Below are 16,689 nucleotides of genomic sequence, written 5' to 3'. Positions count from 1 at the left end.
GGCGGTGCCTTGAACCATTGGCGATCACGGAACGTGCCCAGAGTATGGGGTCAATGGCCTACCGGGTCCGCCCGGCCAGCAGCATGCGACACGGCAACGGCAGGGCCGCGCAGATACCGGTCGCCCGGAATCCGGCACCCCGTCGGGTGGTGAGCGAGGAAACGGTGGTACGCGGTGGCGGCCGGTACTTCCTCAGCCACGGCACCATCGACATGGGCGGGCTCGCCGACGCGTTGGCGGTCAGCCGGGCGACGCTCTACCGGGTCACCGGCAGCCGGGACCGGCTGCTCGGTGAGGTCCTGTGGTGGCTCGGCAGTCGTCAACTTGCCGAAGCACGTGGCGCACGTCGACGGACCGGGGTGGACGGTGTGATCGAGGTGACCATGCGCTACGCCGCCGCGGTGCGTCGGTCCGCGCCGTTCCGGCAGTTCCTCGCCGACGAACCCGAGACGGCGGCCCGGGTGCTGTTCGCCGAGCCGGGCCGGGTGCACCGGCGGTTCATCCGAGCCCAGGTGGACATCTTCGTCGACGTGCTCGGCCCTGATCTGGCCGACCACGCCGCACCGGAGGCGCTGGCGTACCTCTACATCCGGATCGTCGAGTCTGCCATCTACGCGGAGTTGCTCGCCGGCCGGCAGCCGGACCTCGACCTGACCGAACAGGCGCTGCGGGCCCTGTTGTGCGGGGCGCGGTAGGCCCACGGTGAGCCCGGCCGGCGGTACCGCCGGCCGGGCTCACCATGGAATCAGGACGCGTGGGCGCAGGTGTCCTGATATTCGGAGATCTCTCCATCGGGTCGGGGCGGTGGGCAGAGAAACTGCTCGTAGCGGGTGTCGTCGTCGACGAAGCGCTTCAGCCAGGCCACGCTGAACGACGAGATGGTGGTGTTCGGGATGTTCGGTGCGAAATGGCTGGCGTTGTTGAGCTCCAGATATGCCTTGTCCAGATCGGATGGAAGGCTGTCGAAGAACGGCTCGGAATGAAATCGTACCGAGGCGATCGTGTCTCGTTCGGCGCCGATCACCATCGTCGGGACCTGCACCTGCGACCAGTTCTTGCGGAGATTCCACGGGGTGAGCGGAATCGCTGCCCGCAATGTCGGGCGCGCCTCGGCCGCCTCGAACGCGCCGCCACCGCCCATCGAATGACCCATCACTGCGAGTCGGTCCGGATCCACCCGGTCCCGAACCGGGCTGCGCTCCACCAGGAAGTCCAGCGCGGCGAGAAGTTGCCGGCCCCGGCTCGCCGGCTGGTCGGAGCGGGTAACGGTATCAATATTGAATACAACGAATCCCTGTGATGCCAGCCGGGGCCCCAACCAGGCCATGCTCGACCGGGACGCGGTGAAGCCGGGGGCGACCGCCACCCCGCCGAAGGTGCCTTCGGCGCCGCTGGTCGGGAAGTAGATCGTGCCGCCGCCGAACCCGCCGGCATCGCGCGACGACACCGTCACCTGGGACGTCGCGAACGGGCCCCGGGCGGCGGCGACACTGGACGCGCTCGGTGCCGGACCCCGTTCGAGCGGGTTCTCGGCGGCGCTCGCGTTCGGGATCAACGTGAGCCCGGCGACCGCCAGCAGCGCGGCCGTCGCCGCGGCGAGCACACCCCGAACCCGACGCCGGCCGCGGTCCGGCCGCGCGGACCGGTGTGTGGACCGGTGCGGGGGGCGCCGGGCGGGCGGATGTGCGGAATCACAGCTGAGTGGATGTGCGGAATGCCGGGCTGCCGGCACCGGGTCTTCGGATTCAGAAAACGACGAATGCATCTGTCCTCCCACTGGCGTACGGGAGTCACCGCGCGATCACCGGGGCGCCGTCCGGTTCGCGTCGCCGGACCGTGGGTGGTCGCGACGAGCGTCGGTGACGATGGATGCCTGCGGGCGTCCCCGCCGGGCAATCCGGACGCTATCCCGACCACCACGCCGCTGACCAGGTAGGACAGGGATCCTGAGACCGCCGTCGCAGCCCCGTCCAGCCCCGGACACCGGGCCGGCGAGCCGGTACGCCGGCACTGCCGGCGTACCGGCTCAACTGCGTCGACGCAGCAGCTCGGCCGCTTCGTGGAGGGACTCGGCGACGGGTGCCGCCAGCCGCCCGGCCACCCGGTCCAGGGCCTCGACGAGCCGGTCGCGCTGCCGCCGGAACTCGGCAGGCTGAGCGCCGCACCCCGCACTGTCGACGGCGTCGGACGCAGCTTCGTCGATCGTGTGCACTGCGGCGCCGAACTGGCCCAACCGCAACTCCTGCTCGGCGAGCCGCAGCCGCAGGAACGCCTGCCGCCCGCTGCCGCCTTCCTGCCGGATCAGTTCCGCGATGGCGTCGGCGGTGAGCTGCGCTCTCAGCTTGGCGATCCGTGACTGCGCATCGGCCATGAGCCGGGTCAGCTCCGCCGCGAACACCTGATCGGCGGTGGCCTGGTGGATGCGCGGCGGCCGGTCCGCGCCGACGACCGTGGGATACCGCCCGTCCGGGCGAAGCTGACACTCGACCGACGCGTCACCGAGCCGCAGGACGAGTCGCCCGTGAAGGGTGTACGCCGAGCCGGTCCGGGCCAGCGCCCGCAGCGCCGCCGTGCCGCGTACCGGTTCCGGCCGGATCGCGAACCAGCCACTGACCGGCCACCGTTGTCCGTCGACAGGCGACGTGACGGACCCGGTCACGACCGGCGGATCGACGACGACCTCCGCCCGCAGCGCGCCGAAGTCGGCCGTGTGCAGGGTGATCCCGGGCCGTCGCGCCGCCGTCACAACCACCTGATGAGCCACCGGATCAGCAGCGCGATCGCCAACCCGGCCAGGGAGAGCAGCACGATCAGGGCCGGCCGCGGCCAGCTGCCGCCCGCCGTGCCCGCCGGTGCTTTTCCCAGTGGCTGGATTCCGGCCGGGCCGCCGTCGTGCAACAGGATCACCGCGTCCGCGCCGAGCGTCTCGGCCGCCCGCTGCGCGCCGGCCACGCTGGCCAGCGCGTGCGAGGTGAACGCGAAGCCGGTCGAGCCGTCGGCCATCCGGGCCACTCGGGCCAGGAAAGCACCCCGGGCGAGCGGATCGTCGACCGGGCCGACCCAGCAACCGGTGCGGTCCGTCCCGTCCCGGCCGGCCGGAGCAGCACCGCCGTCGGCAGTTGTTCCGCCACCCGTTCCATCGCCTGTTCCGGTCCGGGTTCCGGCACCGGCGAGGGCCTCGTCGGTGCTGCCCGAACGCAACGCCCGCAGCGTCCGTACGCCGATGTCGGTGCCGGGATCCGTGCCGGCGCGGATCGCGTTGATCTCCGGGTAGGGAAACTCCTCGTCCAGCTGTCGACCGAGGGCGGCCCGCCCGGCCGGGCTGAGCGCGACCGCGACCAGGTCGGCGAGCAGCTCGGGGTCGTCCTGCAGGCCGTCCACCACCACGGTGAACCGGATCGGGGTGCCGATGCTGTCCCGCCGGGCGGACGGCAGCCCGGACAGCAGCAGACTCAGCCCGCTGCCGTCGGCCCTGGCGGCCACCTCGAACCTGTCGATGTTGATGAAGTTGGCGTCCGACAGCCGGTCCCACCAGTGCGTCGCGGGTTCCGAGCCCAGGAAGGCGTAGTCCAGGTTGCGGGGGGTGCCCCGAGTCAGCAGGTACGCGTGCACCGTCACCACTCCTCGATCCGTTGGTCCTGCGGCATCTTCGCCAGCTTCTCCACGGCCTCGGTCAGCTGGATCCGGCGCCGGGTGGCGGCGTCGATCTGGCCACCGAGATACGTCCGGTCGCGCCGGTTCTCGGCGGCTTCACCGCCGAGGTGGTAGCCGAGCGTGCCCCAGAAACCCTTCGGCTGCGCATGCCGATCCAACAGGTTTCGGACGCCGACCCGGTAGCCGGCCAGATTCTCCGCCTCGGCCGCGTCGCGACCGTCGATGAGGCAGCCGCACAGCTGCTGCATCACCGACCCGGCGGCCTTCACCGAGATCCTGGGCGGGTTCCCCCGGAACCGGTAGTGACCGCGGAACAACAGCTGCCCACTGCCGTCGTCGACCCATTCGGTGTCCATCAGTTCGACACACCCGTAGGTGTCGATCGGCGCGTACACGATCCGCACCGGCCGGTCCTGGGCCTCCTCCCGCACGATCTCCAGCACGTTGGCGTACTTCGCCCGGATCGTCGCGCGCAGCCGGCCGGCGTCGCGTCCCGTGCCACCGTTGTCGTCGAAGTACTTTTCGCACTTCATCGGGGCGAGCACCAGCACCGCCGGCTCTTGACGGTGCTCCTCCCGGTTGCGGGACCGGGCCCACTTGCGCACCATCGCCTCGGTGTCCTCCAGACCGAGCAGGTCCGGCACGGCCCGCCGGTGCGCCGGGGTGACCGCTTCCATCAGCACCGCCGAGTCGATCGGCACCAGTAGCATCACGCTGTCCTCGATGTGCCGCTCGCACTGCGGCCACCGCTGCTGGGCGTGCGGTACGTCGGCCCGTTTCGCCGGGTCGAGCCAACCGCCCGGGTAGTCGAGGATGTCGAACGGAATCTCGAGTGCCTCGTCGCCGGCGGCGCGCAGCGAGACGTGGTAGTGGACGATCTGCTGGTTTCCCTCCAGCGCGGCGGGGTTGAACTCCTGCGCCTCGATCGCCCTGCGCAGCTCCTTGCGCTGGACCGAGACCCGCTTCTCGGTCGCCTCGTCCATCGCCACGCTGACCGGCGTGCCGGCGAGCATCCGATTGGTGTCCGACAGAATCGCGGTCAGCAGGGTGGTCTTGCCCACCCGGGACGGACCGACCACCGCGACCTTGAACGTCTGGGCTGTCACCGCTGGTTCCCCTCCTGCGCTGGGACGGACGTCGGGCTCGGTGCCGCGGCGGACCCCGGGACGGTCGTGCCGTCGAGCGCTTCCCGGACCGCGCCGAGCGCACCCCGCAACCGCTGGTACCGGGCGGTGGCCAGGGCCGGTCCGGCTGTCTCGGACGGCCACAACTGGTCCCGGAAGTTCTCCACCAGCCGGCGGAACTCCGCCTCCGACGTGTCGGACCGGATGAACGAGTCCTCGAACTGCTCGCCGTAGGCGAACAACGCGGTCACCATCAGGCTCGGCTCACCGGACAAGATCCCGGCCACGTCGTGGGCTGCCTCCCTGGCCAGGTGGGTGACCCGCAGGAACAGCTCGTCCGCGCCGTCGGCGGTGCGCGGGATCGGCAGGATCGACGTGAGCGCACCCGGCATCCCGCTGCCCGGCTCCGGTTGCAGGAGTCGCAACGCGCGTACCAGTCGGGGCAGTACCCGGGTCCGGTAGTCCAGCCTGATGTCGAGCACGTCGCGCAGCGACCGGCTCAGGCCGGGGCAGGGAGCCGACGCGTCGGCCAGACGGTCGGCCAGCCGGGACAGCGCGACCGCCGGCACGGCGTCGTCCAGCAGCGGCGCCAGCCCGGGCCCGAGTGCGGTAACCAGACTCGCCCAGAATTGCTGCCGCCGAGCCTCCAGGATGTCGTCGATGACGCCGAACCGGCTGGCCAGCTGGACCCGGATGCCGTTGAGCGCCCGGGTGGCGAAGGCGGCGGCACCCTTGTCCACCTGCATCGCGGCGACGGCGTCCTTCTTCCACTCGTCGGTGCCCTTGCCGAAGCCGTCCAGAATCCACTCCCGTACCTCGTGCTGGACGGCCGAGATTCGGTCGAGGAACTCGCCGTCCTCGTAGCTGTCGTCGATGCGGCTCTCCAACTGCTGCATCCACTCCTGCAGGGAGGCGGCGAGCTCGGCGCGCATCCCGTTGGCCCGGGCGATGCGTAGCTCCATCGGCGTCGGGGTGACCATCGACCGCATCGCGGTCAACAGGTCCGCCACCACGGCCAGGATCCGTTGACGGTTACCGTCACAGGCCGCGAACGCGTGGTCGATGACCGCGGCATCCATCCGGGGCAGCGCCTCGGCGAGGTGTCGCAGCACGACGTCGAGCACACCGGTTCGTACGGCCGCGCGGTCGGCGGCGTCGGCGAGGACGACCCGGTACACGGCGTCGTCGGTACCGTGGTTGAGGCGTTGCCGGATGTCGTCGGTCAACGCCCGGACGTTGGCCTCGGCGCACCCGCCGGTGTTGACCAGGATCGCCGCGAAGTCGTTCATCGCGGCGGCGCCCCGCGCTCGCCCGATCAGCCCGAGGGCGAGGCCGTCCTCCTTGGCCCACAGCGCGTTGGTGTCGACCGGCCGTTTCACCACGAGGACGAAGTCGACGTCGTTCTGCAGCCCGGCGAGGTGGTGCGCCTCGGCGTTCGGCACCAGTTCCCCCAGGCCGGGCAGGTCGATGAGGCCGAGCGCGATCACCTCGCTGATCGGGAACTCGCAGGTGATGCTGGCGTCCTTGACCGCCAGGTACCGCCGGTCGGCCGCCGGGTCGTTGCGCTGCGGGTACGCCACCCAGCTGCGCAGCTCGGCGAGCTCGACCCGGATCAGTTCACCGGTCAGCAGCGGCCGGTAGCTGGGCAGACCGGCCTGCATCTCCCGTAACCTGGCCAGCATCGGCCCGAGTACCGGGTAGTCCTCCATCCGGTCGGCCAACGCGGCCCCGGCGGCCGAGTAGTCGAACCGGGCGAACTCGTCGATGCTGCGCGGGGCCGGGTCGAGACCGAGTGCGGCGTGGTACGGGGCGAGCACCTCTTCGCAGAACGACGACTCGGTGTGCGTCGACAGGTGCGCCTCCCGCTGGCTGCCCGAGTGGTAGATCCGGCTGCGGACCGCCGTCACCGGCTGCCCCGTACCGCTGGGGATCTGCTCGTCGCCGAGCCCGGACAGCGACTGCAGCAGGGTGCTCTTGCCGTTGCGGGCCCGGCCGCTCACCCCGACGTTGATCGACCGGCGGTTGACCCGCGCTCGGACCGCGGCCAGCGTCGCGACCGACTCCGTCGCCAGCTTCTGCAGGGCTGGGATGTCGACCGCGACGTCCGCGACGACGGTCGGACCGGGCCCGCCGGGGTCGATGTCGGCGACCGCGTCGGCGACGGCGGCGAGCAGCCGCTGGACCGCCGTCCACCGCCGCAGCTCCCCGTCCACCGTCGGCTGCCAGGTCTGCCGGGCCGCGAGCACTGCGGCTATCCGCGTGCTGACGTCGCTCAACGCCGTACTCCTTCCACTGGGTGGACTCGTGATGCCGCTTACCTGACGGACCGCGTGTGGCAGTCAGCGGGCGCAGGGGTGGCCGCACGTCGGATGGCCCCGGTTCGTGGTCCGTCAGACAGCGGTATGCGGCACCGTGACCGGTCACCCACACCCGGCCTGTGGGACATGCTGCGGGCGATGGCCGCCCGACGGCGGGCCGAGGCGTTGGACGCGGCGGGGCGACCAGCCGAGGCCTACGCCGCCTTCCGGTCCGCGGCACAGGTATGGGAGCCGATCGCCCCGATCCTCGCCGGCTCACTGTGAAGCCAGGTCGCCCGGCAGGCGGCGGCGCTGGAGGACCGGCCGGCGCAGCTCGACGCGAGCCGACGCGCGCTGACACTGCTGCCACCTTGGCCGCGGTGGGCGACACCGTTGGCCCGCGCCGACGGGATGCAGGCTCAGTGCCTGTACTCCGACGCCCTGTACTGGCTGGACCGGTTCATCGACGCCGAGGTGGCGGCCCGGGAGGCGGTCGCAGCGGCGGAGCCGATCGGGGATCCGAGACATACCGTGTCGGCCTACGGCATGCTCGCTCAGTCACTGCTGCGCCAGGGGCGACCGGTCGAGACGCTGGGCGCGGCGAGTCGGGTGGTGACCGGGAGCCGCGAGATCAACGATCCGGCGTTGATCGCACCCGCGCTGGCCGACCGGGTTCGTCTCGGCATGCTGGTCACTTCGGCGTCGGTCCACCGGGCGGCCGGTGAGCCTGCGGCGGCGGTGGCGTTGGCCGAGCAGGCGATGACACTGTGCGAGCGGCATGGGCGACGCGAACAGTATCTCCAGGCCCGGATGGCCTGGGCTCTGGCGCTGGCCGAGACCGGTGAGGACGAGCGGGCCGTGGCGGCGGTCCGGCAGGTCTACCAGGAGACGCTCACTCGCGGCACCCCGCATCTGGCCGGGCGGGCCGCGATCAGCCTGGCCGCCATGGACGCCCGGGCCGGCCGGCTGACCCGGGCGCGGGCCTTGGCCCGGCGGTCGGTGCGGCTGGTCGACCCGGGGATTCGGGCGCCCGGGGAACCGCGCGGTTCAACCTCGCCCGGCTGACCATGGCTGCGGGCGACCTGGCGGACGCGGAGACTCTTCTGCTCGACGCGGTCGCCGACTGGGAAGCCGTGCGGCGTGACGTCGTCGACGACCAGCAGCATGTCGATCTGCTGGAGAGCCAGGCACAGGCGTACCGTGCGTTGCAGACGTGCCGGCTCGCCGCCGGCGACGTCGCCGGCGGTCTCGAAGCGGTCGAACGGGCGCGTGGGCGCAGCCTGCTGCGCCGGTTGCGGTCCCGCCGGCCGGTGGGCGGCGGTCCGGCGAGTTCCGAACTTCCGGCTCCGGAGAAACTGCCGGCCCTGGCGGACCCGCTGGACGGGGTCCGGATGCCGGCGGCGCTGACGGCCGCCGCCATGGTCGAGCTCGCCGCCTTGCGCAGCACCGGATTCCTCGTGTACAGCCTGGTCGGACCGGTCGCCGACCCCGGGGAGGCGGGCGTGGTCGCCGGACTGCACATCTGGTACGTCGACGCCACCGGCATCGAGCACGCCCGGGTCGGAGCGGACGAGCTGAAATCGTTTCGGGCCACCGACCCGCAGGCCGACGCGTACCTGGGCCTGACCCGCGAGCTGCTGGTGCCGGACTTCGCCGACCACTACGCCGTCGCGGACGTCGACGCCTGCTCTCAGCTGCTGATCGGGGCGGTGGCCGGGGCACTGCGCCGGAGCCGGGCCGAACTGCTGGTGGTGGTGCCCGACGGCGAACTCGACCGAGTGCCGTTCGCCGCCCTGCGGTCCGGTCCGGGTGAGTCCCTCATCGACCGGTGGCCGGTTACCGTGATGCCCTCCGTCGCGCTCGTCGCCGAGTTGGCCGGCCGGGCGGTTACACCTGCGGCACTGGCCCGCCGGATCCTGGCGGTCGGAAACCCGAGCCCGCCGGACACCCCGATCGCACCCGGCCTACCGGTGCCACGGCTGCCGTCGCTGACCCATGCCGAGCGGGAGGCCCGTCGAGTCGCCGCCGACTATGGCGCGACAGCGCTGATCGGGGCGGCGGCCACCCGTGCGGCGGTGCTGTCGACGCTGCCCGGATGCGAGGTTGTCCACTTCGCCACCCACGGGATGTACGGTGCCGACACCGGGGTCACGCCCGGTGCGCTCTGCCTGAGCCCGAGCGGCGACGACGACGGGTACCTGCGCGCCGACGACATCACCGGGCTGGATCTGACCAGCTGCCAGGTGGTGCTGCTCAGCGCGTGCCGGACCGGCTGGGCCGCGTCGACCGCGTCGGTCACTGCGGTCGACCGGCGTGGGCGAGGGCGGACGGGGTGAGCCGACCGACGATGGCCGGGGCCTCCCGGATGAGGGTGTCGTCGTCCACGGCCTCCACCATGAACCGGGCGTAGTCGATCCGCCGGGTCAGGTTGCTGGCCAGCACCGGATCGCCCACGTGCCGGCTCCACACCGGCAGGCCCTGGCTGTCGCCTTCCTCGAGGTCGCTGCCGCGTACGACGGTCCAGTCGGCGCCGCTGGCGAAGACCCGTCGGCAGGCCCGTACCTGGTCGTTGACGTCCACCACCCGCAGCAGCTTCGCCAGCCAGCCGAAGACCGCCGTGTAGAGCTTGAACCCCCGGGGGTAGACGTCCTGACCGTCGTGGCTGATGTGCCAACCGCAGGAGAAGATCAGCCGGGCACCGGGCTCGGCATGGTCGAGCACCGCCTGCGCGGTGCCCGAGGCGTAATTCTGCACGCCCCACGGCACCAGCACCGTGAGCACGGCGTCGCAGCCGCGCACCGCCTGGGCGATGACCGTATGGGAGTTGGTTGGCCCGGGGACCACGGTGATCCGTCCGTCGAACTCCGCCAGCTTGGGCACGCTCTTCTCCCGGCACACGGCGACGACCTCGTACCCGCGCTCCAGCGCGTGCCGCACCATGTACCGCCCGAGTTTCCCGGACGCCCCGACGACGCAGATCCGCCGGCCGGCACCTGGCTGGCCGACCCCGTCGGTGTCGACTGGTTCCATGGTCCCGCTCCCGTCTGTCGATTCCCCGAATCGCGTTCGGCTTACGCTGTAAGGTACAGCCTTGCGGTGTAAGGTTGTCAAGTAGTCCGAGAGGTGACAGCAGGAGGATCACGTGGTCACGGAGCCAGCCGACCCGCCCGCGAACCGGCGTACCGCGCTCACCAAGGAGTTGGTGCTGCGCGAAGCGGTCGCGCTGGCGGACGAGGCCGGTTCGGGGGTGCCGAGCATGCGCCGGCTCGCGCAGCGGCTCGGCGTCGAGGCGATGTCGCTGTATCACCACTTCCGCAACAAGGACCTGATCCTCGACGGCATGGTCGATGTCGTCTTCGATGAGATCGATCTACCGGCGGACGGAACCGACTGGTGTGCCGCGATGCGGGACCGGGCGGCGTCGATGCGGGCGGCGCTGATCCGACACCCGTGGGCGATCGGTCTGATGGACTCCCGGACCAACCCCGGCCCGGCGACCCTTCGTCACCACGACGCGGTGCTCGGCTGCCTGCGCGCCAGCGGATTCTCCGTCGCTGGCGCGGCGCACGCGCTCTCCGCGCTGGACAGCTACGTCTACGGGTTCACCCTGCAGGAACTCAGCCTGCCGTTCACCTCGTCCGCCGAAGTCACGCAGGTGGCGGGCGCGATCCTGGAGCAGCTGCCCCGCGACGAGTTGCCGCATCTCGCCGAGATGATCGTCCACCGGGCGCTGGCGCCCGGCTATTCCTATGCAGCCGAGTTCGACGTCGGACTCGACCTGATCCTCGACGGTCTGCAGCGGAGCCGGGAAAACTGGCAGTGACCCGTAAGTGGCTGCTGAACGGCAGACCGGATGCCAGTTGGTGGCTGAGCTGCTGCGGCGACACCGTCACCGGACCGAGTAGAGTCGGCGGTGTCACGGCGATGTCGTGTCCACCAACGAACGCCCCGACCCATGGCCGGTCAGCACACGGCCGATGCTCCTGGTTCCAGCCCAGTCCGCTACCGGTCAACGTAGTGGTAACGGCAGGCGACGATCTCGACGTCGTCCTTGGTGATCCGATACACCAGCCGATGTTCGCGATCGATCCGGCGGGACCAGAAGCCGGACAGCTCCCCCAGAAGAGGCTCCGGCTTGCCGATGCCCTGGTATCCATTGCGCATCACGTCCGCAATGAGGTCATTGATGCGCTTGACCAACTTACGGTCTGTATGGCTGAGATACTGGCTCCACGCCGTCGCGGTGAAGACCAGCCTCATGCGACATCCCGCACGGTGGCCGGGTCGATCAGATCCCTCTCGGCCGCGTCGCCCTTCTCAAGCTCCGCCATCGATCGGCGCAGCGCGGCGGCGTTGCTCGGGCTGCGCAGGAGGTACTCGGTTTCCTTCATCGACTCGTACTCCGCAAGCGGCACGATCACCACGGGATCGTGGCCTGACCGGGTCACCACCACTTCCTCCGCGTCGTTGATCACGCTGTCGAGTTCGGCGGCCAGGTTCTGCCGTAGCTGGGTGAAGTTCACGGTCCGCATGACCACCTCCAGGGAAGTACAGAAAATTGTACCTCACTTGGGTGGTCCGGCCAGGTTCGCACGGAAGATCAACAAGTGGGGCGGGCGGGGCTCGAACCCGCGACCGAGGGATTATGAGTCCCCTGCTCTGACCGGCTGAGCTACCGCCCCGGCGACGGATGGAATCTTATCCGGTCGGTGTGCGCGGTGACGGACCAGTGGCACCAAGGCGAATCCTCCTACTTCACCGTGAAATGTGATGGTCAAGCGCTGGGTAGCCAACTGGCGCCTATGGGTGATACTCGTTACATCGGCCGTCAGGCCGGACGGTGGGGAGGTTTCCCTGGACCAGGACCGGAACAGAACGACGATCACCCTGCTCCGCATCGCTTTCGTGCTGCTGGCGGGGGTGTCGGCGATCCTGGGATTCGTCGGTTACGCCGAGCTGCTCGTGGGTGAGCCCGGCGGCACGACCACGCCGGTCGACGTTCTCTACTACACGTTGCAGCTCTTCGTTCTCGATGCTGACCAGCTCGCGGACCGGGCCGACCTGCCCTGGCAGTTGCAGGTCGCCCGGTTCACCGCGCCGGCGGCAACCGTGTTCGCTCTCGTCGAGACCGCCCGGGTACTGCTGACCGGTGAACTGCACCGGTTGCGTGCCCGGCGGGCGAGTGGGCACGTCGTGGTGTGCGGTGATTCGGCCATGGCCCGCAACCTCGCGGCCCGGCTGCACGCCGCCGACCGGAAGGTGGTCGTGGTGGGCCTGCCGTCGGGCACGCCGGTCCCGTTACGTCGCCGGTGGTACGCCGTACCCGGGGGACCCCACCGCCGCCGAGGTGCTGCGGGCGGCTGGCGTGGGACGCGCCGCGCTGGTGTACGCCTGCACCGACGACAGCACGGACAACATCCTCGCCGCCACCACCGCCGGCATGCTGCGCGACGAACACAACGGCGGCATGCGAGTCTACGCCCAACTCCACGATACTGAACTCTGTCTGGCGATGCAGGCCCGCCGGTTGAGCCATTCGGCCGGCGTCGATCTGCGGCTCGACTTCTTCAACGTCGACGAGCTCGCCGCCCGCTGGTTGTTCCGCCAGGACCCGTTGCCGACCGTACGGCTGAGCCGGCTGCTGGTGATCGGGATGTCGTCGTTCGGCCGCGCGGTGCTGGTCGAAGCGGCCCGGCACTGGCGGATTCACCAGTCGGACACCGCCGGCCGGCTGCGTGTCGATCTCATCGCCGCGGACGCCCGGTCGGTGGTCGACGATCTGGTGCACCGGTACCCGTTCCTCGGCGACGTCTGCGACGTCGTGTGCTACGAGCGGGAGCCGGACGCGTTGCTGCCCGGCCCGGCGTTCCGCGTCCCGCACGACCGGGTCCTGCTCTGCCTCGACGACGAGGAACAGGCGTTGAAGATCGCGTTGACCACACCGTCGTTGTGGCGGGGCGGGCCGGGCTCGGTCACCGTACCGGTCACCCGGCTCGCCGGCCTGGCCGGAGCGTTCGCCGACGGCGACGGCCGGTCGGGCCTGCTCGACACGGTCTCCGGCACGGTTCGCTGCTACCCGACGGTCGACGCGGCCAGCGACCCCGATCGGATCGGCGACGACCTGGTCGAACGGCTCGGCCGGTCGATCCACGACCGGTACCTGCTGTCGTCGCGGGTCGGGTCGGTCGGTCGGGTCACCGACCCGGCGTTGCTGCCCTGGGCCTCGCTACCGGAGGATCTGCGTCGGACGAACCGTGCCCAGGCCGCCGACATCGGTCGGAAGTTGCGGATCCTCGGGCTGGCGTTGGCGCCACGGACCCGGACGAACGTGGCGGTGCGGTTGACCCGGGAGCAGATCGACCGGCTCGCCGTGCTGGAACACCAACGGTGGTCCCGGGAACGTAGGTCGACCGGCTGGGTGCACGGCCTGCGGCGGGACCGAGCCGCCCGTACCCATCCGGACCTGCGTCCCTGGCGTGAGCTTCCGGAGCAGGTCAAGGAGAAGAACCGCGACGAGATGCGGCAGATCCCCGGTGTGCTGGCCGATGTCGGGCTGGAGATCGTGCGGGTCGGTACCGGCGCGCCGGAGCCGGTCACCCGGTGGACGGCGACCCGGGAGCATCGGCGGTGAGGGGCGGTGCGTCGACCAGGTCCGCCGACACCTCCGGCGCCGTCGGCGGCACCGCATCCGGTTCCGCGTCGGGGCATCGTGAACTGCGGATCGGAGTCCCCGGCCACATCGGGCTGGCCGCCGGTTCCGACCGGCTGGTCCGGCTGGCGTTGCGAGCGGCGCTGCGTGAGGTCCACCGGCAGGCCGGACGCCGACCGATCCACGGGCTGACCTGCCTCGCGGAAGGTGCCGACCAGTTGTTCGCCGAGGAGATCGTCGCTGTCGGCGCAACCTTCGATGTGGTGTTGCCCGCACCGGACTACCGGTCCAGGTGCATCCGACCGGTGCGACGGCCGGCGTTCGACGATCTGCTCTCCCATGCACGATCGGTCTCGTACGCCGGAACGGTTTCCGGTAGTCGGACCTATGCCGAGGCGGGCCGGCTGGTCCTCGACCGCTGCGATCTTCTCTTCGCGGTCTGGGACGGCACCGAGGGCGGCGTCGGTGGCACCGCCGAGATGGTCGCGGAGGCCAACCGGCGGGGAATCTCGGTGCGGGTGATCTGGCCGCCGGGCGCGGCCCGGGGGGAGACCGCCGCGTCCCGTCGGTCCAGCGGTAGACCGGTCGGCCGGGGTAGTCGCCAGCGGTACGTCGAACAGCGTACGACCGCCGGCATCGGACCGCTTCAGATCGTGGATGCCGCTTAATATTCTGGTGACAGACGGTGCCGTTGGTCGATCGGCCTGCTGCCGTCCGGGGGCGGGCCCGACGGGGCAGGGACGAGGTTGCCTGGATCCTCGCCAGCACCGGTCGCCGGGAGTGATCGACGCCATGGCGCACTACCGCCAGGAGGTCGACCGGTACGGGCCACTTCCGGCGGCCAGACTGGCTCGGGTCGCCCGGGTCCAGCAGCACGCGATTCCGTTTGGGGGAGCCGGGCGGTCCTGGTGAAACGGACCGCCCGGCTGCTGCAACGAAGTCACCCGCAGGCCGACGAACGCGGCCGGCACCTGGCTCAGCTCTTCAGGAACGTGAGCAGATCCTGGTTGACCTGATCCTGGTGGGTTGCGGTGATGCCGTGCGGGGCGCCCGGGTAGTAGACCTCCTGGGCGCCGGACACCAGTTGGGCAGTCTTCATCGAAGCGTTCTTGATCGGCACGATCTGGTCGTCGTCGCCCTGCATCACCAGTGTGGGGACGTCGAAGGCGGCGAGGTCGTCGCGGAAGTCGGTCTCCGAGAACGCCGCCACACTCTGGTACGCGTTCCACAGCCCGGCCTGCATGCTCCACGACCAGAACTGGTGCAGGATGCCGTCGGAAACCTCGGCACCTGGCCGGTTCACACCGTAGAACTTGATCGCCAGGTCCTGGTAGAACTGCGCCCGGTCGTCGGCCAGGCCGGCCCGCATCTCGTCGAACACGGCCAGCGGCAGCCCGTCCGGGTTGTCCGGCGTCTGCACCATGATCGGCGGTACGGCGGAGATGAGCACCACCTTCGCCACCCGACCGGTGCCGTATCGGCCGATGTACCGGGCGACCTCACCGCCACCGGTGGAGTGCCCGATCAGCGTGGTGTCGGTCAGGCCGAGCGCCTCGATCACTGCGGCGAGGTCGTCGGCGTAGCCGTTCATGTCGTTGCCCTCGGGCGACTGGCTGGACCGACCGTGCCCACGCCGGTCATGCGCGATGACTCGGAAACCCTGCTGGGCGAGGAAGAGCAGTTGGCCGTCCCATGCGTCGGCGTTCAGCGGCCAGCCGTGCGAGAACACGACGGCGGGGCCGGAACCCCAGTCCTTGTAGTAGAGCTGGGTGCCGTCCTGCGTGGTGAGGTACCCCATGGCGTCACTCCTGACTCTCGGTGCGCTCCTGCTCCTGCCCCTCGGTCGGCCGGCTGCGCTGCCGGGCCGGCCCGGGCTGAGCATCCGTCAAGGTGCAGAGTCTCCGCGGACGCGGGAAGATAACCGGTGTGAACCGGCGGGAAGGGGGAACCGGCCGCTAGAACTGACCTGGTCAGCGCACCTCGATCTCCAGCAGGGAGTATCCGTACTGGTTGTGCCGTTTCGTGCCGTACATCCGCAGATAGCGGGCATCGGTGCCGGGCAGGGCCAGTCGGACGGTCCCGCCGGTACCGGCCGTCGTCGTGTACCTTGTGGACCAACGTCGACCGTCGGCCGACGTCTCCACCCGGTACGCGGTGGCGTGGGCGCGTTCCCAGAACAAGGTGACGCTGCTGATCCGCCAGACCTCGCCGAGATCCACAAGCATCCACTGTGGGTCGCTGAAATCGCTGCTCCAGCGGGTGTCGAGGTCGCCGTCCACGGCGCCGGCGGGGGCGAAGTGCGGCCCTTCCGCGCTGGACGCGACGGTCGAGCGACGGAGGGCCAGGTTGCGGCCATCCGGGTTGGGCCGTCCGACGTTCACCGTGGTGGTCGGCTGGGAACGGACCGGCGCGGACGGCGACAGTGCAGGTGTGGGCGTCGCCGGCTGGTCCGGTCGTGCCGAGATCGTCGCGTCCGGTGACAGCGCCGCCGGTGTCGACGGGGTCACCGACCCGGCGGCAGTGGGCAGCGCGCCGCTGCCTGCACCATCCTCGTTTGCGCTGGTCACCGAGGATTCCGGCGGTGCCTGACCGGATGGGTCGTTCGGCGAGAGCCAGAACGCCAGGGCCGACGCGACGACGCCGATCAGCACCCCGCAGGACACCATCCGGACGCCACGGTGCCTGCCCGGTCCGGGCGCTCGCGGGTCCGGCAGGCTGCGTTGCTGATCATCCGGCCCGATCGTCGGGTATGGGGGACCCCCACGTACAGTTGGCCTGTCGGCCGGCGGCTGCGACAGTTCCGAGGCCGGACGCAACACCGGCTTCGAAGCAGCGGCGGGGAACAACGTCCGCAGCGCGTGCGCTCGGTCGCTGGCGTACCCGGTCCCGCGCGTGCCGTCCGGACCGGCCTGGGTCGTTTCGTCGCTGGACATTCGGATTCTCCCCGTTACCTTTTTGATCGTCC

The 16,689-nt window shown here is 70.7% G+C and carries 18 protein-coding genes and 1 tRNA gene; 8 read left to right on the top strand and 11 right to left on the bottom strand.

Annotated features, from left to right (window positions below; translation table 11 throughout):
* Positions 1 to 53 precede the first annotated feature (53 nt).
* Positions 54 to 695, top strand: coding sequence for a QsdR family transcriptional regulator (locus tag EDC02_RS17585; protein ID WP_233605991.1), 642 nt, complete (start codon positions 54 to 56; stop codon positions 693 to 695).
* Positions 696 to 745: 50 nt separating this feature from the next.
* Here the strand turns inward: EDC02_RS17585 and EDC02_RS17580 are convergent, their stop codons facing one another.
* The 5 genes from EDC02_RS17580 to EDC02_RS17555 all read right to left on the bottom strand — a co-directional run bounded on the left by EDC02_RS17580 (position 746) and on the right by EDC02_RS17555 (position 7,054).
* Complete coding sequence (locus EDC02_RS17580; RefSeq protein WP_233605990.1) at positions 746 to 1,603, bottom strand: dienelactone hydrolase family protein; 858 nt, start codon at positions 1,601 to 1,603, stop codon at positions 746 to 748.
* Between the two features lie 423 nt (positions 1,604 to 2,026).
* The gene (locus tag EDC02_RS40280; RefSeq protein ID WP_158632215.1) at positions 2,027 to 2,746 is read right to left on the bottom strand and encodes a hypothetical protein; all 720 of its coding nucleotides are present in this window, start codon (positions 2,744 to 2,746) and stop codon (positions 2,027 to 2,029) included.
* A complete protein-coding gene (locus EDC02_RS17565) occupies positions 2,743 to 3,612 on the bottom strand; it encodes a hypothetical protein (protein ID WP_148083501.1) in 870 nt (289 codons plus the stop codon). The genes EDC02_RS40280 and EDC02_RS17565 overlap by 4 nt, the downstream gene beginning before the upstream one ends.
* A 2-nt stretch (positions 3,613 to 3,614) precedes the next feature.
* Positions 3,615 to 4,760 (bottom strand): hypothetical protein, encoded by a 1,146-nt coding sequence (locus tag EDC02_RS17560; RefSeq protein WP_123602898.1) that lies wholly within the window; start codon positions 4,758 to 4,760, stop codon positions 3,615 to 3,617.
* Positions 4,757 to 7,054 carry a hypothetical protein gene (locus tag EDC02_RS17555; protein WP_148083500.1) on the bottom strand — a complete coding sequence of 766 codons (2,298 nt, stop codon included), beginning with the start codon at positions 7,052 to 7,054 and terminating at the stop codon, positions 4,757 to 4,759. Before EDC02_RS17555 ends, EDC02_RS17560 begins: the two co-directional genes overlap by 4 nt.
* Before the next feature lie 126 nt (positions 7,055 to 7,180).
* Here EDC02_RS17555 and EDC02_RS17550 point away from each other — a divergent pair, with 126 nt between their 5' ends.
* From EDC02_RS17550 to EDC02_RS17540, 3 genes are all read left to right on the top strand, one after another.
* Complete coding sequence (locus EDC02_RS17550; protein WP_123602896.1) at positions 7,181 to 7,360, top strand: hypothetical protein; 180 nt, start codon at positions 7,181 to 7,183, stop codon at positions 7,358 to 7,360.
* A 108-nt stretch (positions 7,361 to 7,468) separates the two neighbouring features.
* Positions 7,469 to 8,140 (top strand): tetratricopeptide repeat protein, encoded by a 672-nt coding sequence (locus tag EDC02_RS17545; protein ID WP_148083499.1) that lies wholly within the window; start codon positions 7,469 to 7,471, stop codon positions 8,138 to 8,140.
* Positions 8,141 to 8,142: 2 nt separating this feature from the next.
* A complete protein-coding gene (locus tag EDC02_RS17540) occupies positions 8,143 to 9,411 on the top strand; it encodes a CHAT domain-containing protein (protein ID WP_123602894.1) in 1,269 nt (422 codons plus the stop codon).
* On the opposite strand, the gene EDC02_RS17535 is transcribed toward EDC02_RS17540, so the two are convergent.
* Positions 9,371 to 10,105, bottom strand: a complete 735-nt coding sequence (locus EDC02_RS17535; RefSeq protein ID WP_123602893.1) for an NAD(P)-dependent oxidoreductase — start codon at positions 10,103 to 10,105, stop codon at positions 9,371 to 9,373. The two genes, EDC02_RS17540 and EDC02_RS17535, sit on opposite strands and share 41 nt — an antisense overlap.
* Before the next feature lie 112 nt (positions 10,106 to 10,217).
* Here EDC02_RS17535 and EDC02_RS17530 point away from each other — a divergent pair, with 112 nt between their 5' ends.
* Positions 10,218 to 10,898, top strand: coding sequence for a TetR/AcrR family transcriptional regulator C-terminal domain-containing protein (locus tag EDC02_RS17530; protein WP_123602892.1), 681 nt, complete (start codon positions 10,218 to 10,220; stop codon positions 10,896 to 10,898).
* 179 nt (positions 10,899 to 11,077) lie between these two features.
* Here EDC02_RS17530 and EDC02_RS17525 read toward each other — a convergent pair whose 3' ends face one another.
* From EDC02_RS17525 to EDC02_RS17515, 3 genes are all read right to left on the bottom strand, one after another.
* Positions 11,078 to 11,335, bottom strand: coding sequence for a Txe/YoeB family addiction module toxin (locus EDC02_RS17525; protein ID WP_123602891.1), 258 nt, complete (start codon positions 11,333 to 11,335; stop codon positions 11,078 to 11,080).
* The gene (locus EDC02_RS17520) at positions 11,332 to 11,607 is read right to left on the bottom strand and encodes a type II toxin-antitoxin system Phd/YefM family antitoxin (protein WP_199757668.1); all 276 of its coding nucleotides are present in this window, start codon (positions 11,605 to 11,607) and stop codon (positions 11,332 to 11,334) included. The genes EDC02_RS17525 and EDC02_RS17520 overlap by 4 nt, the downstream gene beginning before the upstream one ends.
* 76 nt (positions 11,608 to 11,683) lie before the next feature.
* Positions 11,684 to 11,757, bottom strand: a tRNA-Ile gene (locus EDC02_RS17515).
* 88 nt (positions 11,758 to 11,845) lie between these two features.
* On the opposite strand from EDC02_RS17515, the gene EDC02_RS41650 reads away from it, so the two are divergent.
* From EDC02_RS41650 to EDC02_RS17505, 3 genes are read left to right on the top strand one after another with little or no spacing between them, the layout of a single operon-like run.
* A complete protein-coding gene (locus tag EDC02_RS41650; protein ID WP_233605989.1) occupies positions 11,846 to 12,574 on the top strand; it encodes a hypothetical protein in 729 nt (242 codons plus the stop codon).
* Entirely contained in the window at positions 12,456 to 13,706 is a 1,251-nt protein-coding gene (locus EDC02_RS17510; protein ID WP_233606408.1) for a RyR domain-containing protein, read from the top strand. The genes EDC02_RS41650 and EDC02_RS17510 overlap by 119 nt, the downstream gene beginning before the upstream one ends.
* Entirely contained in the window at positions 13,703 to 14,392 is a 690-nt protein-coding gene (locus tag EDC02_RS17505; RefSeq protein ID WP_148083497.1) for a hypothetical protein, read from the top strand. Before EDC02_RS17510 ends, EDC02_RS17505 begins: the two co-directional genes overlap by 4 nt.
* 308 nt (positions 14,393 to 14,700) lie before the next feature.
* Here the strand turns inward: EDC02_RS17505 and EDC02_RS17500 are convergent, their stop codons facing one another.
* Positions 14,701 to 15,522: an alpha/beta fold hydrolase gene (locus EDC02_RS17500; RefSeq protein WP_123602887.1), complete on the bottom strand. Its 822-nt coding sequence runs from the start codon at positions 15,520 to 15,522 to the stop codon at positions 14,701 to 14,703.
* Between the two features lie 172 nt (positions 15,523 to 15,694).
* On the bottom strand, positions 15,695 to 16,657 hold the full coding sequence (locus EDC02_RS17495; RefSeq protein ID WP_123602886.1) for a discoidin domain-containing protein: 963 nt from the start codon (positions 16,655 to 16,657) through the stop codon (positions 15,695 to 15,697).
* Positions 16,658 to 16,689 lie beyond the last annotated feature (32 nt).

Source organism: Micromonospora sp. Llam0 (genome assembly GCF_003751085.1).
Classification (GTDB): domain Bacteria; phylum Actinomycetota; class Actinomycetes; order Mycobacteriales; family Micromonosporaceae; genus Micromonospora_E.
Note: the sequence above shows the minus strand (reverse complement) of the source record. Positions and strands in the feature narration are given on the sequence as shown.